This is a genomic window from Armatimonadota bacterium, assembly GCA_031460175.1.
Lineage (GTDB): Bacteria > Sysuimicrobiota > Sysuimicrobiia > Sysuimicrobiales > Sysuimicrobiaceae > Sysuimicrobium > Sysuimicrobium tengchongense.
The window spans coordinates 124,078-145,150 of sequence record JAVKGW010000002.1; the positions used below are offsets into that span (position 1 = coordinate 124,078).

Here is a 21,073-nt window from a genome sequence, read left to right on the forward strand (position 1 = left end):
CCTACACCTCCCGGCGGGGATCCCGGCCCGAGGCGCCCGGATAGGGCTCCGTGAGCATCTCCTTGGTGTAGATGAGGGCCTGGCGGGAGTAGTCCGCCAGCTCGAAATCGTGTCCCAGGACGATGGCGCCCGTCGGACAGGCTTCCTCGCAGAATCCGCAGAAAATACACCGCAGCATGTTGATCTGGAACTCCTCCGCGTACCGCTCCCCCTTGCTCACCCGTCTTTCCGGGGTGTTCTCCGCGGGCTTGACGTAGATGGCCTGGGCGGGGCACACGATGGCGCACAGTTCACAGCCCACGCACCGCTCGTCCCCGTCCTCGTACAGGGTGAGCCAGTGGCGGCCCTTGAACCGGGGCGCGACCCGGGGCCGCTGCTCCGGGTACTGGAGGGTGACGGGACGCCGGAACAGGTACCGCACGGTCACCCCCAATCCTCTCAGGACCGCCGCGCTCTCCACCACCGCACGCCGAACCGTCCGGTTCACGGCTCCCTCCTAGACCACGAAGAACGAGGTCACCACGAGGTTTCCGAGGGCCAGCGGGATCAACAGCTTCCAGCTCAGCCCCATGAGGTGATCATACCGCACCCGGGGGACCGTGGCCCGAATCCAGATGAACACGCCCACGAAGACCACCGTCTTCAGGAGGAACCAGGCCACGCCGGGCAGCCCCGGGCCGAGCCACCCTCCGAAGAACAGGAGGGTGGTGAGCGCGCTCTGGGTGATGATGGCCACGTACTCCGCGATGTAGAACATCACGAACTTGAGTCCGCCGTATTCCGTGTGGTAGCCGGCGATGAGCTCCTGCTCCGCCTCCGGAAGGTCGAAGGGCGCGCGGTTGGTCTCCGCCAGGGCCGAGAGGAAGAACACCCCGAAGGCCAGGGGTTGCTTGAGGACAAACCAGAGGTCCTGTTGCGCTTCCACGATCCCCACGAGGCTCAACGTGCCGGCGGACAGCACCACGCTTAGGGCCGATAGCCCCCAGGCCAGCTCGTAGCTCACCACCTGGGCCGCGCTGCGCAAAGCGCCCAGCAGGGCGTACTTGCTGTTGGAGGACCACCCGCCCAGGATGAGGCCGTACACCCCGAGGGAGGAGGCCCCCAGGACCAGCAGGATCCCCGCGCTGGGGTTCGCGAGGTACAGGTGAATCCGGCGGCCGAACAGCTCGATGGGCGGGCCGAAGGGGATCACCGCATACGCCGCCAGGGCCGCCACCATCACGATGAGGGGAGCTGCAAGGTACACCCACCTGTCCGCGGCCCGGGGCATGAAGTCCTCCTTGGCGAGGAGCTTGATGCCGTCCGCGAGGGGCTGCAGGAGCCCGAACGGGCCCACCCGGTTGGGTCCGATTCGGTGGTGGAACTTGCCCAACAGCCGCCGCTCCAGAAAGACCGTGTAAGCGGTGGCGGTAAGCAGCAAAAACGCCAGAATGGCGCTCTTCAGGGCAGCTTCCAGCACCACCGTCACCGCACGCCCTCCAGGGCCCGTACCCGGATCCGCACCGGGTGGCGGAAGACACCCCACCGGTTCAACGGGATCTCCCGGAAGCCTAGAGGAACCAGCACATGCCCCGGCAGACCCTCCCGGGCCACCCGGCACCGCACTGCGGCGGAAATGCCGCCCACCTCCAGCTCCACGGGGTCTCCGTCCCGGATTCCCAGGCGCACGGCGTCTTCCGGGTGGAGGACCGCGTGGGGCTCGCTGATGAGCTCCGGGATGCCCCGGCACCGCTCCGCCATCTCCCCCTGGCGAAAGAGCCGGGGCACGGGAACGAGTACCAACCCTTTGTCCTCCACTTCCGGGCTCACGAGATCCACGGGCTCCACCCGGGGTGTGCGGCGGGGAAGGGGATAGGGCTGGTCGAGGGCGAGGCCCGGGATCACCCGGCGCATCTCCTCGAAGACGGCCTCCGGACCCGGGTACTCGAGGGAGATCCCCAGGTGCGCGGCGAGGGCCTGGAGGATGGTGCCGTCGGCCCAGGCCCCCTCCGGTCCCAGCCGGGCCTGGACGATGCGCTGCGGCCGGCCTTCGATGTTGCCCACCGTCCCGGATCGCTCCGCGAACGCCAGGGCCGGGAGGACCACGTCCGCGGAGCGGGCGGTCTCGGTCCAGAAGAGGTCGGTCACCACTAAAAACAGCCGCTCCCGGGCCCGCACCCACAGGTCCGCGTCCGGGAAGTCCCGGGCGGGGTCAGCACCGGCCACGTACAAAACCTGGAGCGCGCCCCGGACGGCCGCCTCCAGCATCCCCACGGTATGGAGGCCGGGCTTTTGGGGGGGCCGGACTCCCCATACGGATTCAATGCGGGCCAGCGCTTCGGGGTCGTCCAGGGGCAGTAGACCCGGCAATACATCTGGCGCCATCCCCGCGATGGCGGCTCCGACGGCGCTCCCCCGGCCCTGCAGGAGTGAGAGCGTCCCCCCGCACAGGGCCCGCAGGGTATTCACCGCATGGAGCACCCGCTCCGCATAAGGGCTGAGGAGGCTCAGGCGGCCCACGAAGAAGGCCACGGGACCCTGCAGGAATGCCTCGGCGGCCCGCTCGAGGACCTCCACGGAAACCCCGGCCTGTTCGGCCACCGCGTCCACGTCCACCGCATCCAGGACTCCCGCGTTGGGGGCAGGCGCCATCCGGTCCCGCACCAGGCGCGCGAGGGCCAAAAGCAACCGGTGCTCGTGCCCGTACCGGTGGAGGATGAGGTGCGTGCAGTAGCGGTCGATCTCCAACCGCTTGGGGGCCAGCACCACCGCTTGCATCCCCTGATCCAGGGCGCGCTTGACGCGTAGCCAAAGCACCGGGTACTCCTCGGAGAGGTCGCAGCCCACGAGCACCAGGGTCCGCACCAGGTCCAGCTGATCCACGGGGCCGCCCGCGGGCCGGGGTCCGAGCCCCCGCTGGCGGCTATCGGGATCCACCACCTCCCCATCCGGGATCCCCTCCATCCCCCAGGCCCAATCCCGGGTGGGAAGCGGATGGAGGGTATCGGTGCGGAAGTCCAGGTTGTTGGTGCCCAGGGTGCGCAGGAGCCGGCTCAGCAGATACGACTCCTCGAGGGTGAGCCGCTCCCCACCCAGGGCTCCGATGGCGTCCGGCCCGGCCTCGCGGATCCGGCGGGCCACCAGGGAAAGCGCCTCATCCCAGCCACAGGGCTCCAGCTTTCCCTCGCGTCGCACGTACGGCGTGCGCAGCCGGTCGGGGTGGTTCACGTAGTCGTACCCGAAAAATCCCAGGTCGCACAGCCACACGTCGTTGAGGGCCCGGTGCTCCCGGGCCCGGATCCGCACCACCTCCCCGCCCCGGACGTCCACCCACACCGCGCACCCGAGACCGCAGTGGGTGCACACGCTTGGGACAGGGCGGTTGTCCCAGGGTCGGGCCCGGAACCGGTACACCCCGCTCGTGAGGGCGCCCACCGGGCAGATGGCGATGGTGTTCCCGATGAACTTGCTGGGACGTTCCTGGGTAATGGGCGGCGCGTCGATGTGGGTGAGGTATCCCCGCTCGTGGCCCTTGAGGGCGTGGTCTCCGGCCACCACCTCCCCGAACCGGACGCACCGCCAGCACAGGATGCACCGCTCCCGGTCCAGGGTGAGCACGGGGCTGAGGGGCACCGCCTTGGGGAAGTGGCGCTTGGGCTCCACGAACCGGCTCGCTCCCGGCCCGTATTTGAAGGTGTTGTCCTGGAGGGGGCACTCTCCACCCTTGTCGCAGATGGGGCAGTCGAGAGGATGGTTGATCAGGAGGAACTCCAGGATCGCCTGCCGCGCCTCCACCACCTCCGGGGTCTCCGTCCAGACCACCATGCCCTCCTGGGCCTCCAGGGTGCAGGCGGTCTGAAGCCGCGGCATCTTCTCCACCCGCACGAAGCACATGCGGCAGGCCCCGAGGGGGGGCATCCGCTCGTGGTAGCAGAACACGGGGATCTCGATGCCCGCCCGCTCCGCCGCGTGGAGCACCGTGGTCCCCTTGGGCACCGTCACCGGACGGCCATCAACGGTCAGGGTCACCGATCCCGGATCGGCCATGGTCCTCCTCGGTTCCGGAATGGGCTATCCGCCCGGTGCAAGGATCCCTTCCCGGATCCGCACCGGCATCTCCACGGGGGTGCGCGCACCCCGGATGTAGGCGACGAACTCGTCCCGGAAGTCCTCTAGCCCCGCCCGGAGGCTCGGCGGCACGCTCTCCCCGAGCGGGCAGAAGCAGGTGCCCGTCATGTTCCTGGCGATGCTCTCCAGGAGATCCAGGTCCTCCATGCGGCCCCGGCCGTGCAGGATGCGATCCAGGATTTGGGTTACCCACCGGGTGCCCTCCCGGCAGGGCGTGCACTTCCCGCACGATTCCTCCCGGTAGAACTCGCAGACCCGGGCGATCACCTGGACCATGTCCGTGGTCTCGTCCATGATGATCACGGCCCCGCTTCCCAGCATGGAGCCCAACTTCGCCAGGGACTCGTGGTTGAGGGGGACATCCAGGTGCTCTGCCCGGAGGGGCCGGCTGCTGGTCCCCCCCGGATAGAAGGCCTTCACCCGCCGGCCGCCCCGCACCCCACCCGCCCGCTCGATGAGCTCCCGGGCCGTGGTCCCCAGCGGCGCCTCGATGACCCCGGGCCGGTTCACATGCCCGCTCACGGAATAGAGCTGCGGCGGCCCTTGCGCGAGCCACCACTCCGGGCCGTGCTTCACGATCCACGGAATGCAGCACATGGTCTCCACGTTGTTGAGCACCGTGGGCTGATTGTAGAGTCCCATAACCGCGGGGAAGTAGGGGGGCTTGAGGCGGGGCATGGCCCGCTTCCCCTCCAGGGACTCCAGCAGCGCCGTCTCCTCGCCCGCGATGTACGCCCCGGCCCCGGGGTGCAGCACGATGTCGCAGCTGAAGTCCGTGCCCAGGATGCGCTCCCCCAGAAATCCGTGCTCGTAGGCCTGGGCGATGGCCCGCTCCAGCTTCCGGTAGGCCTGGTAGAACTCCCTCCGCAGGTAGATGAAGGCCTTCCGGATCCCCATCGCGTAGCAGGTGAGGATCATCCCTTCCAGGAGGAGGTGCGGGTCGCCCTCGAGGAGGGTCCGGTCCTTGAAGGTTCCCGGCTCCCCTTCGTCCCCGTTCACCACCAGGTACTTCACGGGCGCGTCCTTGGGCACGAACTTCCACTTGCGGCCTGTCGGAAAGCCGGCCCCGCCCCGGCCCCGCAGCTGCGACCGGTCCACCATCTCCACCACGTCCTCGGGGCTGAGCTCCCGCAGGGCCCGGCGCAGGGCCTCGTATCCCCCGTGGCGCAGGTAGGTCTCGATGTCCTCCTGGCCCGGAACCCCCACGTGGCGCAGCAGGACCCGCTCCGTCATCGCCGTTCCCCGTCCCCGAACAGGATGCGGTCCACGAGCTCCGGGGTGAGGGGGCCGTAACGCTCCGTGCCCACGATCATGCAGGGCGCCTGGTCGCAGGCCGCCAGGCATTCCGCGATGCGGAGGGTGTAGCGGCCGTCGGGCGTGGTCTGCCCCGGCCGGATCCCCAACCGCTCTTCCAGATGGCGGCGGATCACCTCTGCGCCGTTCAGGAGACAGGAGACATTCGTGCACAGCTGGATCACTCGCTCCCCCACGGGTTCCGTGAAGAGGAGGGAGTAGAAGGAGGCCACCTCCGCCACCGCCTCCACGGGCAGGTCCAGCAGCTCCGCCACCTCCCGTTGAGCCTCCGGCGGCAGCCACCCCAGCTCCTCCTGGGCCCGCAAGAGCGCGGGGATGAGGGCCGAGCGCGCCACGGGGTACCGGGCGGCGAGTCTGCGGATCTCCTCCCGAGTTGCTTCCGAGAGCCTCACCGGTCCACGTCTCCCAGCACGATGTCGATGGAGGCGATGGCCACCACCACGTCCGCCAGCATCCCGCCCTGCACCATCACGGGAAGGGCCTGGAGGTTGCTGAAGGAGGGGGAGCGCACCCGCACCCGCACGGGTCGGTTGGACCCGTCGGAGACGATGTAGTAGCCCTTCTCCCCGCGGGGCGATTCCACCGCGGCGTACACCTCGCCCCTGGGCGGGTGGATCCCCTCGCTCACCAGCTTGAACTGGTGGATCACCGCCTCCATGCTCCGCACCAGTTCCCGCCGGGGCGGGAGCGCCACCTTCCGGTCCTCCACGAGGACGGGGCCGTCGGGGAGCCGGTCCAGGGCCTGCAGGATGATGCGCCGCGCCTGCCGCATCTCCTCCATGCGCACGAGGTACCGGTCGTAGGCGTCCCCGTGCTGGCCGACCGGGACATCGAATTCGAAGTCCTCGTAGGAGGAGTACGGGAACGCCTTGCGGACGTCGTAGGCGATCCCAGAGGCCCGGAGCACCGGTCCCGTCACCCCGTAGCGCAGGGCATCCTCGGGACGCAGCACCGCCACGCCCTCGTTCCGCTGCCGCCAAACGAGGTTCTCCGTGAGCAGGGCCTCGTACTCGTCGAGCCGCCTGGGGAACTCGTCCAGGAAGGCCCGGACCCGGGGGAAGAACTCCTCGGGGAGGTCCTCGGCGACCCCCCCGATGCGGAAGTACCCCGGCATCATCCGCTGCCCCGAGACCATCTCCGACAGCTCCAGGATCTCCTCCCGATCCCGGAAGCAGTACATGAGGAGGCTCGTGACGTTGAGATCCAGGGCGGAGGTGCCCAGCCACACCAGGTGGCTCGAGATGCGGTTCAGTTCCGCCATGATCACCCGGATGTACTGGGCCCGCTTGGGGACCTCGATCCCCAGGAGCTTCTCCACCGCGAGGCAGTACGCGAATTCCTCGTGGTAGCTGCTGAGGTACTCGATGCGGTCCACCAGGGTGATGTTCTGGTGGTAGGTGCGGGACTCCATCTCCTTCTCGATGCCCGTGTGGAGGTAGCCGATCACGGGCCGGCAGGAGACCACCACCTCCCCCTCCAGCTCCAGCACCAATCGCAGGACCCCGTGGGTGCTGGGATGTTGGGGCCCCATGTTGATGGTGAGGGTCTCCCGCTGGATCACCGATCCTCCCTCCGGCGAGGGGGGACGTTCGGGATCGTCTCGCTGGGAACCTTCGGGGTGTACCCCTTGAACTCCACGGGCTCCTCCGTGAGGGGGTAGTCCTTCCGGAGGGGGTGCCCTTCCCAGTCATCGGGCAGGAGGATCCGGGTGAGGTCCGGGTGTCCGACAAACCGGATCCCGAACAGATCCCACAGCTCCCGCTCGAACCAGTTGGCGCCCGCGAAGAGGGGGATCGCCGTGGGGAGCACGGGATCCGAGCCGGGGACCCGGGTCTTCACCCGCAGGCGCTCCCGCCGGCTGAGACTCAGGAGGTGGTAGACCACCTCGAACCGGGGCTCTGTGGGATACCGGTCCCAGGCGGTGAGGTCCGTGAGCATCTCGAACCGCCAGGGGTCCCCCTTCACCGCCGCGAGGGCGTCGAGGAGGGCTTCAGGCCGCACGAGCACCGTCGGGTCTCCCCGGAACCGGTGCACTTCCAGCACCCCTTCTCCCAGGCGCTCCTGGAGGAAGGCCTGCACGGGAGCGGGATCCACCACGTGCATCTTCCTACCCCACCCGGGACGACGCGCGGCGGAGGGTTCCCAGCTTCCCTTGCTCCCGGATCTTCTCCTGGAGCTTCATGAGGCCGTACAGCAAGGCCTCCGGCCGGGGGGGGCAGCCGGCCACGTACACGTCCACGGGCACCACTTTGTCCACGCCCTGCACCAGGGCGTAGTTGTTGTATACCCCGCCGCAGCTGGCGCAGTCGCCCATGGCGATGACCCACTTGGGCTCCAACATCTGCTCGTAGATGTGCCGAAGCACGGGCGCCATCTTCTGGCTCACCCGGCCCGCCACGATCATGAGGTCGGATTGCCGCGGGGAGGCCCGGAAGGCCTCCATCCCGAACCGGGCGATGTCGAACTTGCTGGTGGTGGTGGCGATCATCTCGATGGCGCAGCAGGCGAGTCCGAACTGTACGGGCCACACGGAGGAGCTGCGGGCCCACGCCAGCATGCGGTCCACGGTGGTGGTGAGGACGTTGCGCCGGAGCCCCTCCGCTTCTGCATCCAGATCTACTCTTGCCATTCCAGCCCCCCTCTCGCCCACTCGTAGGCGTAGCCCAGTCCCAGCAGGGCGATGAACACGAGGCCTGCCCACAGGGCAGGCGTTCCGAGTTCCCGCAGCACCAGGGCCCACGGGTACAGGAACACCGCCTCCACATCGAACAGGATGAAGAGCATGGCGATGAGGTAGTAGCGGATGGGCACCCGCTCTCGGGCAGAACCCAAGGGCCACACCCCGCTCTCGTAGGCCTCCAGCTTCTCAGGCGTGGGATAGCGACCCCCCAGGAGGGCGTGGAGCCCGAGAAGCCCCACCGCGAGCCCCGTGGAGATCGCCAGGTGCACCAGGACGGGAACGTATTCCCTCATCTCCATAAAAACGCCGGTGCACGGACGCTCCCGGCTCCGGCGCTTCCTCCCCGCAGGCCCACCGCGAGCCCGCCTTCCTGCTAGATGATGGCAGACCCGGCCCGCGGAATCAACGCCGAGTTCCCGCGGGTCTCCGTCTTCCCCCGCCGGAGACCCGGCGGACCTGCGCCACCGCCTCCGCGGTGGCCCGGATGGCCTCCTCCACCTCCTCCTCCGTGGTCCACCGGCCCAGGGTGAACCGCACGCTCCCCCGGGCCAGGTCCTCCGGGAGTCCGATGGCCCGCAGCACGTGGCTGGGCTCCAAGCTCCCCGCGGTGCAGGCGGAGCCGCTGCTCGCGGCGATGCCCGCGAGGTCCAGGTTCAGGAGCAGGGTCTCGCTCTCCGCGCCCTCGAAGGAGACGTTCACGTTGTTGGGGAGGCGGTCCGTGGGGTGCCCGTTGAGATGGGCTCCCGGAATCTGCAGGAGTCCCTCGATGAGCCGGTCCCGCAGCCGTCGTATCCGCGCCTGCTCTACTTCCCGCTCCTCCAGGGCAATGGCGATGGCCCGGGCAAATCCCACGATCCCCGGGACGTTCTCCGTGCCTGCCCGCCTTCCCCGCTCCTGACTCCCCCCCCGCAGGAGGGAGAGGATTCGGGTGCCCTTGCGGACGTACAGCAACCCCACGCCCTTGGGCCCGTACCGCTTGTGGGCGCTGGCGGAGAGGAGGTCCACGCCCAGCTCATCCACGTGGAGGGGAAGGGCCCCGAAGGACTGGGTGGCGTCCGTGTGCACGAGCACCCCCCGCTCCCGGCAGATGCGGGCGATCTCCGCGATGGGCTGCAGGGTCCCGATCTCGTTGTTGGCGTGCATCACGGACACGAGCACGGTATCATCCCGGAGGGCCCGGCGCACATCCTCCGGATCCACCCGGCCGTAGGGGTCCACGGGCAGGTAGGTGACCTCCCATCCCCGCTCCTCCAGGAACCGGCAGGGCTCCAGCACCGCGTGGTGCTCCACGGCGCTCGTGATGAGGTGCCGCCCCCGGTCCTCGTGGGCCCACGCGACTCCCAAAATTGCCCAGTTGTCGGCCTCCGTGGCTCCGCTGGTGAAGACCACCTCCGAGGGCCGGGCCCCCAGGGCCTGGGCCAGGATCCGGCGGGCTTCATCCACCGCGGCCCGGGCCTCCTGCCCGAAGGCGTGCACGCTGGAGGCGTTCCCGAAACGTTCAGAGAAATACGGTACCATGGCCTCCAGGACCCGGGGGTCGAGGGGCGTGGTGGAGGCATAATCCAGGTAGATCCGTCGCATGGCCAGGCCCATTATACGGCCGCGGCACCCATCTTGCTTACTTCAGGAGGGCGGGATGGGCCATGGGCGGAAGTCGGTGGCGGGATCGGTGCCGGAGGCGACTCCCGCTCCTCCTGGTGGCGGGGCACACGGGGCTGTGCGCCCTGCTGGGTCTCGGGATCTGGAAGGGGCTGCCTTATTCCGCGGCGGTGATCCTGGTGGGGCCTGTCCTGCTGGCAGCCGCCACCTGCGAGCGTCGGATCTACCTCGCCCTCCTCCCCCAGACGGGCGTGGCCACCCTCCTGGGCATCCTCCTCCGGGCCCCCACCCGATCCGAGGCCCTCGTGGCCTTCTTCGGGTTGAGCGTCACCGTGATCCTCCTCTCGGAACTGCTCTTCCGGATCTCCCGAGGCCACCGCGAGACCGAGCGGGCCCTCCGGCGGCGCACGGAGGTGCAGCAGGCCCTCCACAGCACGGCCCTGGGCCTGCTGCAGGGGCATGATGTGGACACCCTCCTGGAGGAGATCCTCCGCCGGGCCTGCGCGCTCCTGAACACCTCCCACGGAGACCTCTTCCTCGTGGAGGGAGACCACCTGCGGTGCCGGGTGGCCCTGGGGGCGCTCCGCTGGATGCAGCAAACCGGATTCCGCATGGCCAAGGGCAGGGGGATCGCGGGCCGGGTTTGGGAAACCGGAAAACCCCTCTTGGTTACGGACTACGGGCGGTGGCGGGAGAGGCTTCCAGATCCCCGCTTAGCGTTCACCCGCCACGCGGTGGGGATCCCGCTCGTGGTGAACCGAGAGGTGAGAGGGGTCGTGGTGGTGGCGCGGGACGCAGACCCTCCCTTCACCCCGGAGGATCTCGCCCTGATGGAGCAGTTCGGGGAACTCGCCTCCCTGGTTCTCCAGAACGCCTCCCTCTACCGGGCGGTGCAGGAGGAGATTCGGCAGCGCCAGGAGGCAGAAGCCCACCTCCGGCAGCGGACCCGCCTGCTGGAGGCCCTGCACCAGGTGACGGAGGGGCTGCTCCAGGCCCTGGACACCGAACGGTTGCTGGAGGCCATCGCCCAGGGGGCCTGCGAACTCCTGCGGACGCCCCACTGCAACCTGTTCCTAGTGGAAGGGGACGCGCTGCGGTGCCGGGTGGCCTACGGGAACGTGGGGTGGATGCGCGCGGAGCCCCTCCGGATCCCCAAGGGGCAGGGGCTTGCGGGCCGGGTGTGGGAGACCGGGCTTCCCGTGGTGGTGGAAGATTACCCCCGCTGGCCGGGCCGTCTCCCGGATCCGAGGTTCCACGGGGTGTATCACTCCGTGGGCGTCCCCATCCTGGTCCAGGGAGAGGTGGCCGGGGTGCTGAACCTGGCCCGGGAGGATCCCCGGGATCCCTTTACGGAGGAAGAGGTGGCGGCCCTCGCCCAATTCGCCCACCTGGCCTCCCTGGTGCTTCACAGCGCGCGGCTGCGGACACAGGCGGAGGCCGCGGCCCGGGAGGTAGAAGCGCAGCGGGCCTTCTACGAGGAGATCCTGAACAACGTGCAGACCGACATCGCGGTCTTCGACCCCCAACTGCGATACGTGTACGTGAACCCCTCCGCCATCCGGGACCCCGAGCTCCGGCAGTGGATCATCGGGCGGGACGACTACGACTACTGCCGCCGCAAGGGACGCGACCCCGCCTTGGCGGCCCGGAGGCAGGAGTATCTGCGCCGGGCCATGGAGGAGAAACGGGTCCTGGAGTACGAGGAGGCGGTTTCCACTCCTTCCGGGGAGGAGCGGTACTTCCTCCGGCGGGTCTGCCCGGTCCTCGACGCGGAGGGCAATGTGGTGCGGCTCATCGGGTACGGGATGGACATCACGGACCGCAAGCGCATGGAGCTGCAGCTCGCCCACATGGCCCTGCACGACGCCCTGACGGGCCTGGCGAACCGCACCCTCTTCCTGGACCACCTGCGGCAGGCCCTGGAGCGCACCCACCGGACCGGTACCCGGGTCGCGGTGCTGTTTCGTGGACCTGGACCGGTTCAAGCTCGTCAACGACAGCCTGGGGCACGCGGCGGGAGACCAACTGTTGGTGGAGGCCAGCAGGCGATTCCAGGAATGCCTGCGGTCCACGGACACCCTGGCGCGGCTTGCAGGGGACGAGTTCGCGGTGCTGGCGGAAGTCCAAGATCCTGCGGATCCGGCAAGGATCGCGGAGCGCCTCATCGAGGCGCTCCGTCCCCCCTTTCTCCTCAACGGGGAGGAGGTCTACATGAGCGCCAGCATCGGGGTGGCGGTCGGGGATTGGACCCGCCGGCCCGAGGACCTCCTCCGGGAGGCGGACACGGCCATGTACCGGGCCAAGGCCGCGGGGCGCAACCGGTACCAGTACTTCGAGGAAGCCATGCACCTGGAAGCCGTCCGCCAGTTGCACCTGGAAGGGGAGATCCGCCGGGCCCTGGAACGGGGAGAGTTCGTCCTCCACTACCAGCCCGTGGTGCGCCTGCAGGATCAGGTGCCCGTGGAGATGGAAGCCCTGATCCGGTGGCGGCACCCCAGGGACGGCCTCCGGCTGCCCGCGGAGTTCCTGGAGGCCGCGGAGCGGGCAGGCCTGGGGCCGACCCTCGGCGCGTGGGTCCTCGGGGAAGCATGCCGACAGGCCCGGGCGTGGGCCACCCGGATCCCGCAATCCCCGGTCGTGGTAAGCGTGAACCTCTCCGCCTCCCAGGTTCAGGATCCCCAGCTCCCCGACCGCCTGACGGCAGCCTTCCAGACCACCGGAGCCTCCCCCCGGACCCTGCGGCTTGAGGTCTCGGAGCGCGTCCTCGCCTCCTTGCCCCCGGAGGCGCTCCACCGGCTCGGGAGGCTAGGTTCCCTCGAACTCGGCGTTCACGTGGACGACTTCCACAACTCCCTCGCTCCGGACCTCCTCCAGTGGCTCCCGATCCGGGCCCTCAAGGTTCCCTGGGCCGTGATCTCCACCTCCCCGGAGCCTCGGCAGGCCGCCCACCGGCTGCTCACCGGGGCACGGGACCGGAGGATCCCGGTGGTGGTGAAGGGCGTCGAGGACCCTCAAGCCCTGGAGGAGGTGGCGGCCATGGGGTTCGAGTACGCGGAGGGGTTCGCCATCGCCCGCCCCATGGACCCGGAGGCCGCCACCGCTTACCTGTTGGGGGTCAACGGGAGGTAACGAGGCGGGCACACCGGAGGGTGTGCCCGCCTGGAGCCGCCGGAACGTCCGAGCCGCCCGCTCCGGCTACCCCCAGAACCTATTCGCTCTCTAAGGCTCGAACTCCTCCCCCACCGCGCAGACCGGCACCACCGCGATCCGGTTCCCTCCCCTCCGGGGCGGACGGCCCCGCCGCCACAGCCCCCTCTCCCACCCGGTGAACCTGGGCCAGCCCTCCTGGACGGCGGCCCTGGCCTGGAGGGGGGAGAGTCCCTCCGTCTCCATGAGGTGGCGCAGGAGCCGGATCTGCTCGATGTCCCGCCAGGAATAAAGCCGGAGCCGCCTCCGACCGCTGCGGACCGGAGCCACAAGTCCCCGCTCCTCCCAACGGCGGAGGGTAGAGGGCCGCAATCCCGTCAAGAGAGACACGATGCCGATGGGGAAGAGTTCCTCCTTGGGATCCGACATGGCCAGCTCCAGGGGACCGTGGGGTTCCGGAGGTCAGTATACCAGGGGGAGGGGGGGTTCAACAGGCGACGTGCGTTCGATCCGGAGATGCGATCATGTGTTCGCCAGATGGATTGGGACCTCCGTTCGTCTCCGGCGGGTGAAGAGGCACCGGGTGCGGTATCCCGCGGCCCAGGCCGCGGCCTCGGCCTGATGGAACGCGTAGCCCACGTGTTCGGGGAGGTGGGCGTCGGAGCTGGTGACGATGGGGACGGCTTGGCGGTGGAGGATCCGGAGGAAATCCGGGGCGGGGTACAGCTCTCCCACGGGTTTCCGCAGTCCCGCGGTACTCACCTCCGCGCACACGCCCGCCCGGGCCATGGCCCGGGCCGCCTCCTCGTACCAAGGGAGGGGGTCCCGGTGGGGCCGGTGTCCGAACACCTTTACCACGTCCGGATGGGCAATGACGTCGAACAGCCCGGTCTGGGCAGCCTCCGCCAGCAGCCGGAAGTACTCCGCGTACACCTCGTCCACAGAGCGGTTCTCCCACTCCGCTCGCTGGTCCGGGATGTCGAATCCCCACCACGCGCCATCCTTCCCGCGCAGCCAGTGCACCCCGCCCAGGGTGAAATCCCAGTCGTAGGCCCGGATCCACCGTTCCAGCTCCCCCTCGCGCCCCGGGCAGTAGTCCCACTCCATCCCGGCCTTGACGGGCAGCCCCTCCGCCCGCGCCCGGTCCAGCAACCGCACGTAGGCATCGAAGTCCCAGTTCCGGCGCTCGGAGACCTCCCGGGCATGGATCCACGAGTTGTCCGGCGGGTAGATGGTGCGGCACTGCACGAAGTTGTGGGCGTGCTCCGTGAGCCCGATCTCCGTGATCCCCACCCGCATGGCCGCTTCCACCAGGCGCGTCAGCCCGTCCCAGGTGAGCCCCACGTTCTCCAGGTGGGTGTGGTAGTCGGGCCTTGGGATCACGGCCGCCCCGTACGGATGCGCTCGGCCCACACCTCCCCCCGGGGGTGGGAGGATCGGTATCGAAGGGCCACCTGCTCGGGGTCGTACCCCTCCGCGATCCGGCGCATCTCCACGTGCCAGCTCCCGTCCCACGTGAGGATGGCGTAGGCGGGTCGGGGGTCGCCGTCCAGGGGGAACCCCACGGACCCCGGATTGACGAGGAGGCGGTCCTGCCAGGGTCGGCGGTACTGCTTGTGGACGTGCCCGTACACCACCAGTCGCGCCCCCGCCTCCTCGAAGATGCGGCGCACCACCTCCTCCGGCGCATCGGGATGAACCGGCTCCTCCACGCTCCACGGGGTGGCGTGCACCAGGTACAGGTCGTGTCCCTCCTCCGGGATCAGGCGGAGGTGGAAGGGCAGATCCGCGAGGTAGAGGAGGTGGTCGTCGCTGAGCTGCTCCAGCGTCCACGCGAGCAGCTCGTCCGCCTCCTGGGATTCCGGGGCCCGGGCGGCCTCCGCGAGGATGGCGTCCGTGTTCCCGAGGATGGCCGCGTATCCGTGGTCCCGGACGAAGTCCAGGCACTGGGCGGGTTCCAGGCCCCCGAAGCAGAGGTCCCCGCCCACCAGCACGTGCTGGAGGCCCGGGACCTCCGCGAGCTCCCGCGCCACGGCCTGGAGGGCGGGGAGGTTCCCGTGGATGTCACAGAGCACCGCCAGCTTCACCCGTCCCCTTCCAGCAACGAGGTGAACCGCCGGAGGATGCGGGCCGTGGCTCCCCACACCACGTGGCCCTGATACCGGTAGAAGTACTGCAGCCTCCCGGAGGGATCCCGCCGGACCTCCACCGCGCGGGGATCCAGGAAGAACGCGAGGGGAATCCGGATGACCTCCGCGATCTCCTCCTCCGCGGGCCGGAGGGGATACGGATGGGGAAGGCGGCCCACGAAGGGCCGGATGAGGAACCCGGAGACCACGGTGCACTCGTCGTCCACCTGTCCGAGTACCTCCACGTCCTCCCGCCGGATGCCCAGCTCCTCCTCCGCCTCCCGGAGGGCCGCGTGGAGCGCGTCCGGATCTTTCTCCTCCACTGCCCCACCGGGAAACGAGATCTGGCCCTTGTGCACCGCCACCCGGTCCGTGCGCCGGGTGAGCAGCACCCAGATCCTCCCGTCCTCCTCGTAGAGGGGAATCAGGACCGCGGCCAGCCGCAGGGACGCGTCCTCCACCGTGCGCGGGACGTAGCCGAGGAGGACTTCCCGGATCCGGGCGAAGGTGACACCCGGGCGGGGTTCCCGGTCGGCGGTGCAGGAAGGATAAGCCCCCATGCCCGTCAGCCGACCGGCCAGGCCCCGGGACCGGTCCGGAGCCGGCGAGCCATCTCGTCCACCGCCTCCTCATCCGGGCCGCCGCCCCGGAAGGGCCGAGCCGCCAGGAGCGTGAGGCGACGCAGGGGGTGATGGCGCGGGAGGAAGGCGGTGAGGTCGAACAGGCCTGCCACCGTCACCATCCCGTAGACCAGCAGGAGGACGAGGAGTACCGCAAGCCAGAACAGGATCACGGCTGCACCTCCGGCAAGATCATACCAAAGCTCCTTCCCATCCCCGGCCGGCCTAAAATGGAGGGGAGTGCCACCACCCGGGAGGATTGGAAAGCCATGGAGGAATCCTCGGGATTGCCCATCGCCCAGTTGCGCATCCACCTTGTGGCGGAGACCCGGTTCGTGCTGAACGCGTGGAACGGAGTCCCGTGGCGGGTGTGGGAGACCACCTCCGCAAGGGACGCGGAGGTCCTCGCGGAGTTCGCGGGCAGGCTGTGCTACCAGAGCTGGCACCGCCCCAATCCCGCCACCGCACGGAACGAGGACTACCTCCGCAACATCCTCGCGCAGGGCCATTTCTCCGTCCTGGAACACGCGGGCTTCACGGTGGTCCTCACGGGGGTCTCCAGGGCCTTCACCCACGAGATGGTCCGGCACCGGCACTTCAGCTACTCCCAGCTCTCCCAGCGGTTCGTGGACGAGGAGCGCGCCGCGGTGGTGGTCCCGCCCCTGTTCCGGGATGATCCGGAAGCCCTCGCGATCCTGGAGGAGGTTCACCGGAAGACGCAGGAGGCGTATGCGCGCCTCGTGCGCCTCGCCCAGCGGAAGCTGGAGGGCCTTGCGGACCGCCGCATGCGACGGAAGCGGGCCCGGGAGGCCGCCCGGTGCGTGCTCCCGAACATGACGGAGACCCACATCGTGATCACCGGAAACCACCGGGCCTGGCGGGAGTTCTTCGAGAAGCGGGGGAGCCTGCACGCGGACGCGGAGATCCGGGAGGTGGCGGTCCGGATCTTCACGGAGGTGGCCCGACCCCTCGCCCCGCACATCTACCAGGATTTCGAGGTGGTGGAACACCGCCTCCCGAACGGGGAAACGGTGCCGATCCTGCGGAGGCAACCGCTCCCCGCCTCCGAGGAGTGAGCTACGGAGCCAGCTCCCGCGTCATGTACAGCAGACGCGAGGCCCCGAAGAGGAACCGGCCCGCCAGAAGCGGCACGCGCCGCTCCGCTCGGAACCCGAGGGACCCGTAGAGCCGAAGGGCGGGCTGGTTTCCCTCCACCACGTAGAGGGCCGCCCGGCGCTTTCCCGCCCGCCGGGCCTCCTCCAGCGCCCGGCGCATCAGGGCCCGGCCCACGCCCCGTCCGCGCACCTGGGGGAGCACCGCCACCGCCTCGATCAGCGCGGTATCCGGCTCCGGTGCCGCACTCCCCATCAGGGCCAGGAGCACGAGGGCCCACAGGGCCCGGGGAAAGGAAAGGTGCCGCCGCAGCACGGGCCAGAGGGGAGCGGGGGAGGAGGATTCCAGGACCAAGGTGAGGGTCCCCACCACCCGTCCGCCCATCTCCGCCACGAAGACCCGCCCGGAGGAGGGAAGGTCCGCGAGGATCCGCGCGACCCTGCGGGGATCCGGCCCGAAGATCCGGCTGAACTTCTCCAGGAATCCACTGGTGAGGATCTCCGCCACGGCCCCGCGATCCTGTGGGGAGGCCGGACGCACGGAGAGGCTGGGCTCGTCCACCGGACACCTCACGGGGTTTTAAGGCCGCGCCCCAGCACGAGGACCAGGAGCACCGTAAGAAGGCCCCCGAGGGCGAGGGCGTGGGAGATCCCGATGGCCGCGCTCAACAGCCCCATGGGGAAGGTCCCCAGGGTGAACATCCCGAAGGCGGTCACGGAGTACAGCCCCATGGCCCGGCCCCGCATCCGGGGATCCACCCGGGTCTGGAGGAGGGTGTTGGCCGCAGCCATGGCCGCGGACTGAAACAGACCCGAAGCCACGAGAAACCCCAGACACACCCAGGGATGCGCGGAGAGGGCGAAGAGGGAGACGCTGAGGCCGAACAGGGCCGCGGAGGAGATCATGAGGCGGTGGGGCCGTCCAGCGTCGGAGCGGGCCACATACCAGGCGGAGAGCACGGTTCCCACGCCCGGGGCGGCCTGCAGCAGCCCCAGCTGGGCGGCGTCCGCGTGCAGCACCTCCCGGGCGAAGGCGGGCATGAGGCGGAAGTAGGGCCGGCCGAAGAAGTTGAGGATCGCCACCGCGGCCAGGACCTCCAGGAGGGTCCGATCCTCCCGGAGGGCACGGAAGGCGTCCACGAGATCCTCCGACACCGATCCGGAGGCAGAGGCCTGGGGCAGGAGGTGCATCCGCAACACCGCGGCCACGACTGCCCCGTAGCTGAGGGCGTTCACCGCGAAGCAGGCGGCCTCCCCCGCCCACGCGATGACCACCCCACCCAGGGAGGGGCCGAGCACACCCGCCCCGTTGAAGGCCACGGAGTTCAGGGTCACCGCCTGCAGCACCTCTTCCTCTTCCACCAGTTCAGGGACCATGGCGTGGCGGGCGGGCATGTCGAAGGACATGAGGAAGGAGTTGAGGCCGCCCAGGAGGATCACGTGCCACACCGTGGCGCGGCCCGTGGCGGTGAGCCCCGCCAGCAGCAGGGCACTCGCCCCGAGCAGGAGGTTGGTCCACACCAGCAGCGTCCGCCGGTTCACCCGATCCGCCACCACCCCGCCGATAGGGGCGAACACCAGCCTTGGGATGGCCTGGGCGAGGGCCAGCAGTCCCAGGTACACGGGAGAGAGGGTGAGGCGGTCCACGAGATATCCGGTGGCCACGAACTGCATCCACGAGCCGGTGTTGGAGACGAACAGGCCGATCCAGAGGAGCCGGAAGTCGCGGTGACGGAGGGGTGCGAGGGGGGTCACGATGGCCGGGATTCCGGTTCGGTGGCCTCCACGGGCTCCTCGATCACCACCTCGTCCACCCCGTCGGTCTCCACCAAGCGCACCGTCACCCGCTCCCGGCTGGAGGTGGGCAGATTCTTCCCCACGTAGTCCGGCCGAATGGGGAGCTCCCGGTGTCCCCGATCCACCAGGACCGCCAGCTGGATGGAGGCGGCGCGTCCGAGGTCCATCAGGGCATCCAGGGCCGCCCGCACCGTGCGCCCCGTGTACAGCACGTCGTCCACCAGCACGATGTCCCGCCCCACCACGGAGAAGGGGATCTCCGTGCGCTGAACCGTGGGAGCCGCGGTGTGGCGGTCGCGGTCGTCCCGGTACAGGGTGATGTCCAACACGCCCACGGGGACCCGAACCCCCTCGATCCGCTCGATGGCCTCCGCCAGCCGCCGGGCCAGGACGTCTCCCCGGGTGCGGATGCCCACGAGGGCCAGGGTGCCCGTCCCCCGGTTCCGCTCGAGGATCTCGTGGGCGATCCGCACGAGGGCGCGGGCGATGGCCTGCGGGTCCATGACTCTGGCCTTCTGCCGCATCCGCATCTCACTTCCCTTTTTCCCTCAGGGCCCGTAATACCTCCTGCAGATCCTCCGGCAACTCCGAGGTGAACACGAGCCGCTCGCCGGTCCGCGGGTGCGTGAGGACCAGCTCACAGGCGTGGAGGAACTGCCGCCTCAGGCCCAGCTCCCCCCGGGATCCGTATACGGGGTCTCCGGCTACAGGATACCCCATGTGCTTGGCGTGTACCCGGACCTGGTGAGTCCGCCCGGTCTGGAGCCGGCAGGCCACCAGGGTGTAGCCTCTGAACCGCTCCAGCACCCAGAAGCTGGTCGTCGCGGGCCGGCCGGTGGGGACCACGGCCATCTCCTTCCGCCGCACCGGGTGGCGGCCGATGGGCGCGGACACCGTCTTCTCCTCCCACGGCACCTCCCCCCGCAGGAGGGCCAGGTAGGTGCGCCGGACCGCGCGGCGCGCAAACTGAGCGGCCAGGGCTACGTGGGCCGCGTCATGCTTCGCCACCACCACTAGGCCCGAGGTGTCCTTGTCCAGCCGGTGGACGATCCCCGGCCGCAGCTCCCCCCCGATCCCGGAGAGCCGATCCAGCCGCGCCAGGAGGGCGTTCACCAAGGTCCCCCGGGGGCGGCCCGCGCCGGGATGTACCGGGATCCCCGCGGGCTTGTCCACCACCGCCAGGTCCTCGTCCTCGTACAGGATCCGCACGGGGAGTTCTTCGGGGACAAGGGCTGGAGGCTGCGGGGAGGGGATCCGAACCTCCACCCCGTCCCCCGCCCGGACCCGGTAACTGGGTCGCACGGTGCGGCCGTGGATCCGGACTTCCCCCGCCTCGATGAGCTGCTGGATGCGGGAGCGGCTGAGGGAGAGGCGGCGGGCGAGGTACACGTCCAGCCGGGTCCCCTCTGCCTCCGGCTCGACGATGATGCGGTGCAGGTCCTCCAGGCGCGTCGACACCCCGGTCTATCGCTCCCCCTGGGCCGAGCGGATCGCGCGCAGGGCCAGCAGCCCCCCGCCGACCACGATGCAGGTGTCCGCCAGGTTGAAGACGGGCCAGTAGGGGAGCTCGATGAAGTCCACCACGAAGCCCCACCGCACCCGGTCCAGGAGGTTTCCCACCGCTCCCCCCAGCACGAGCCCCAACCCCACCAGGACCACCCGATCCGCGGCCCACCGGTCCCGGTGGAAGGCGAACAGGAGGAAGGCGGTGAGGGCCGCGAGCACGCCCACCAGGGCATTGGCACCGCCCAGGAGGCCGAAGGCGATGCCCGTGTTCCGGTGGAGGGTGATGCGCAGCAGCGGGGGAAGGACGGGGAAGGTCTCTCCGAAGGAGAGGGTCCGCATCACCGCGTGCTTCGCCACCTGATCCAGGAGGACCACCAGGATGGCCAGCGTCGCGAGGAGCGCGGCCCCGCCCCGGCCCCGCTTCATGCCCAGCGGGCTTGATGCCGCTCCCGTTCCTCCTCGGTCTTGCACCGGATGCATAGTCTCGCGAACGGGAGAGCGCGCAACCGCTCCACGTCGATGGGCTCCCCGCATCGCTCGCACATGCCGTACTGCCCGGCATCCAGCTTGCGGAGGGCATCCTCCACCATCCGGAGCATGCCCTGGACGGAGGTCTCCAGGGCAAACCCCTTCTCCCGCTCCACCGCCTCCGCGGCCACGTCCCCGTAGTCGTCCTCCGAGGACTGCTCCACCAAGCCCAGCTCCTCCACCTGCCGGAGTTGCCGGTCCATGGCGGCCAGCTCCCGGAGGAGGCGATCCCGCTCCGCCAGCAGCATCGCCCGGAACTCCGGGTAGTCGCGCTCCGTGATGGGCTGGGCGGTCCATCGGGTCTCGGCTCCTGCCGCGGACATCCGCGGGCTTCCCCCGGGGGAAGTCTCTGCAGGCTGTAGTTGGGGCGATGCGACCTCCCCGGAGATCGCGGGAGCCGCTTTCGCTCCGGCTTCCGGGGTGACCAGCCGCCTCCGGCGGAGCACCATCTTCTTCGGCTTCCCCGGGGACCGGCGCACGGTCTTCTTCGAGGTCCCCCTCTTCGCCACCTTCCTCGCCCTTGCCATACAACCT

The 21,073-nt window shown here is 69.7% G+C and carries 23 protein-coding genes and 1 pseudogene; 3 read left to right on the plus strand and 21 right to left on the minus strand.

The window, feature by feature from the left end:
* Position 1: 1 nt before the first annotated feature.
* The 10 genes from nuoI to nifS all read right to left on the minus strand — a co-directional run bounded on the left by nuoI (position 2) and on the right by nifS (position 9,682).
* Positions 2-460: an NADH-quinone oxidoreductase subunit NuoI gene (gene nuoI, locus QN206_03345; GenBank protein MDR7613839.1), complete on the minus strand. Its 459-nt coding sequence runs from the start codon at positions 458-460 to the stop codon at positions 2-4.
* A gap of 36 nt (positions 461-496) precedes the next feature.
* A complete protein-coding gene (gene nuoH, locus QN206_03350; GenBank protein MDR7613840.1) occupies positions 497-1,468 on the minus strand; it encodes an NADH-quinone oxidoreductase subunit NuoH in 972 nt (323 codons plus the stop codon).
* Positions 1,465-4,026 carry an NADH-quinone oxidoreductase subunit NuoG gene (gene nuoG, locus QN206_03355; protein ID MDR7613841.1) on the minus strand — a complete coding sequence of 854 codons (2,562 nt, stop codon included), beginning with the start codon at positions 4,024-4,026 and terminating at the stop codon, positions 1,465-1,467. Before nuoG ends, nuoH begins: the two co-directional genes overlap by 4 nt.
* 24 nt (positions 4,027-4,050) lie before the next feature.
* Entirely contained in the window at positions 4,051-5,340 is a 1,290-nt protein-coding gene (gene nuoF, locus QN206_03360) for an NADH-quinone oxidoreductase subunit NuoF (protein ID MDR7613842.1), read from the minus strand.
* Complete coding sequence (gene nuoE, locus QN206_03365; GenBank protein ID MDR7613843.1) at positions 5,337-5,813, minus strand: NADH-quinone oxidoreductase subunit NuoE; 477 nt, start codon at positions 5,811-5,813, stop codon at positions 5,337-5,339. Before nuoE ends, nuoF begins: the two co-directional genes overlap by 4 nt.
* Positions 5,810-6,952 (minus strand): NADH dehydrogenase (quinone) subunit D, encoded by a 1,143-nt coding sequence (gene nuoD, locus QN206_03370; GenBank protein MDR7613844.1) that lies wholly within the window; start codon positions 6,950-6,952, stop codon positions 5,810-5,812. The genes nuoE and nuoD overlap by 4 nt, the downstream gene beginning before the upstream one ends.
* Positions 6,953-6,978: 26 nt before the next feature.
* Positions 6,979-7,524: an NADH-quinone oxidoreductase subunit C gene (locus QN206_03375; GenBank protein MDR7613845.1), complete on the minus strand. Its 546-nt coding sequence runs from the start codon at positions 7,522-7,524 to the stop codon at positions 6,979-6,981.
* A 4-nt stretch (positions 7,525-7,528) separates the two neighbouring features.
* Positions 7,529-8,050, minus strand: a complete 522-nt coding sequence (locus QN206_03380; GenBank protein MDR7613846.1) for an NADH-quinone oxidoreductase subunit B family protein — start codon at positions 8,048-8,050, stop codon at positions 7,529-7,531.
* Positions 8,038-8,394: an NADH-quinone oxidoreductase subunit A gene (locus QN206_03385; GenBank protein ID MDR7613847.1), complete on the minus strand. Its 357-nt coding sequence runs from the start codon at positions 8,392-8,394 to the stop codon at positions 8,038-8,040. Before QN206_03385 ends, QN206_03380 begins: the two co-directional genes overlap by 13 nt.
* 109 nt (positions 8,395-8,503) lie before the next feature.
* Positions 8,504-9,682, minus strand: a complete 1,179-nt coding sequence (gene nifS, locus QN206_03390) for a cysteine desulfurase NifS (protein ID MDR7613848.1) — start codon at positions 9,680-9,682, stop codon at positions 8,504-8,506.
* A gap of 62 nt (positions 9,683-9,744) precedes the next feature.
* Here nifS and QN206_03395 point away from each other — a divergent pair.
* Both QN206_03395 and QN206_03400 read left to right on the plus strand, forming a co-directional pair.
* A pseudogene (locus QN206_03395) lies at positions 9,745-11,649 on the plus strand (GAF domain-containing protein).
* Positions 11,650-12,043: 394 nt separating this feature from the next.
* Positions 12,044-12,829: an EAL domain-containing protein gene (locus QN206_03400; GenBank protein ID MDR7613849.1), complete on the plus strand. Its 786-nt coding sequence runs from the start codon at positions 12,044-12,046 to the stop codon at positions 12,827-12,829.
* A 90-nt stretch (positions 12,830-12,919) separates the two neighbouring features.
* Here QN206_03400 and QN206_03405 read toward each other — a convergent pair whose 3' ends face one another.
* The 5 genes from QN206_03405 to QN206_03425 form a co-directional block, all read right to left on the minus strand.
* Positions 12,920-13,276: a MerR family transcriptional regulator gene (locus QN206_03405; GenBank protein ID MDR7613850.1), complete on the minus strand. Its 357-nt coding sequence runs from the start codon at positions 13,274-13,276 to the stop codon at positions 12,920-12,922.
* 93 nt (positions 13,277-13,369) lie between these two features.
* The gene (locus tag QN206_03410) at positions 13,370-14,260 is read right to left on the minus strand and encodes a histidinol-phosphatase HisJ family protein (GenBank protein MDR7613851.1); all 891 of its coding nucleotides are present in this window, start codon (positions 14,258-14,260) and stop codon (positions 13,370-13,372) included.
* Entirely contained in the window at positions 14,227-14,934 is a 708-nt protein-coding gene (locus tag QN206_03415; GenBank protein ID MDR7613852.1) for a metallophosphoesterase family protein, read from the minus strand. The genes QN206_03410 and QN206_03415 overlap by 34 nt, the downstream gene beginning before the upstream one ends.
* Positions 14,931-15,536 carry a CoA pyrophosphatase gene (locus tag QN206_03420; protein ID MDR7613853.1) on the minus strand — a complete coding sequence of 202 codons (606 nt, stop codon included), beginning with the start codon at positions 15,534-15,536 and terminating at the stop codon, positions 14,931-14,933. The genes QN206_03415 and QN206_03420 overlap by 4 nt, the downstream gene beginning before the upstream one ends.
* Positions 15,537-15,541: 5 nt before the next feature.
* On the minus strand, positions 15,542-15,769 hold the full coding sequence (locus QN206_03425; GenBank protein MDR7613854.1) for a hypothetical protein: 228 nt from the start codon (positions 15,767-15,769) through the stop codon (positions 15,542-15,544).
* A 96-nt stretch (positions 15,770-15,865) separates the two neighbouring features.
* Between QN206_03425 and thyX the strand changes: the two genes are divergently transcribed.
* Positions 15,866-16,672, plus strand: coding sequence for an FAD-dependent thymidylate synthase (gene thyX / locus QN206_03430; protein ID MDR7613855.1), 807 nt, complete (start codon positions 15,866-15,868; stop codon positions 16,670-16,672).
* Between the two features lies 1 nt (position 16,673).
* On the opposite strand, the gene QN206_03435 is transcribed toward thyX, so the two are convergent.
* The 6 genes from QN206_03435 to QN206_03460 are packed head-to-tail and all read right to left on the minus strand — an operon-like array spanning position 16,674 to position 21,066.
* Positions 16,674-17,270 carry a GNAT family N-acetyltransferase gene (locus tag QN206_03435; protein MDR7613856.1) on the minus strand — a complete coding sequence of 199 codons (597 nt, stop codon included), beginning with the start codon at positions 17,268-17,270 and terminating at the stop codon, positions 16,674-16,676.
* A gap of 8 nt (positions 17,271-17,278) precedes the next feature.
* Positions 17,279-18,463 carry an MFS transporter gene (locus QN206_03440; protein ID MDR7613857.1) on the minus strand — a complete coding sequence of 395 codons (1,185 nt, stop codon included), beginning with the start codon at positions 18,461-18,463 and terminating at the stop codon, positions 17,279-17,281.
* Entirely contained in the window at positions 18,460-19,035 is a 576-nt protein-coding gene (pyrR, locus tag QN206_03445; GenBank protein MDR7613858.1) for a bifunctional pyr operon transcriptional regulator/uracil phosphoribosyltransferase PyrR, read from the minus strand. The genes QN206_03440 and pyrR overlap by 4 nt, the downstream gene beginning before the upstream one ends.
* Position 19,036: 1 nt before the next feature.
* Complete coding sequence (locus QN206_03450) at positions 19,037-19,963, minus strand: RluA family pseudouridine synthase (protein ID MDR7613859.1); 927 nt, start codon at positions 19,961-19,963, stop codon at positions 19,037-19,039.
* 6 nt (positions 19,964-19,969) lie between these two features.
* The gene (gene lspA / locus QN206_03455) at positions 19,970-20,437 is read right to left on the minus strand and encodes a signal peptidase II (GenBank protein MDR7613860.1); all 468 of its coding nucleotides are present in this window, start codon (positions 20,435-20,437) and stop codon (positions 19,970-19,972) included.
* On the minus strand, positions 20,434-21,066 hold the full coding sequence (locus QN206_03460) for a TraR/DksA C4-type zinc finger protein (GenBank protein ID MDR7613861.1): 633 nt from the start codon (positions 21,064-21,066) through the stop codon (positions 20,434-20,436). Before QN206_03460 ends, lspA begins: the two co-directional genes overlap by 4 nt.
* Between the last annotated feature and the right edge of the window lie 7 nt (positions 21,067-21,073).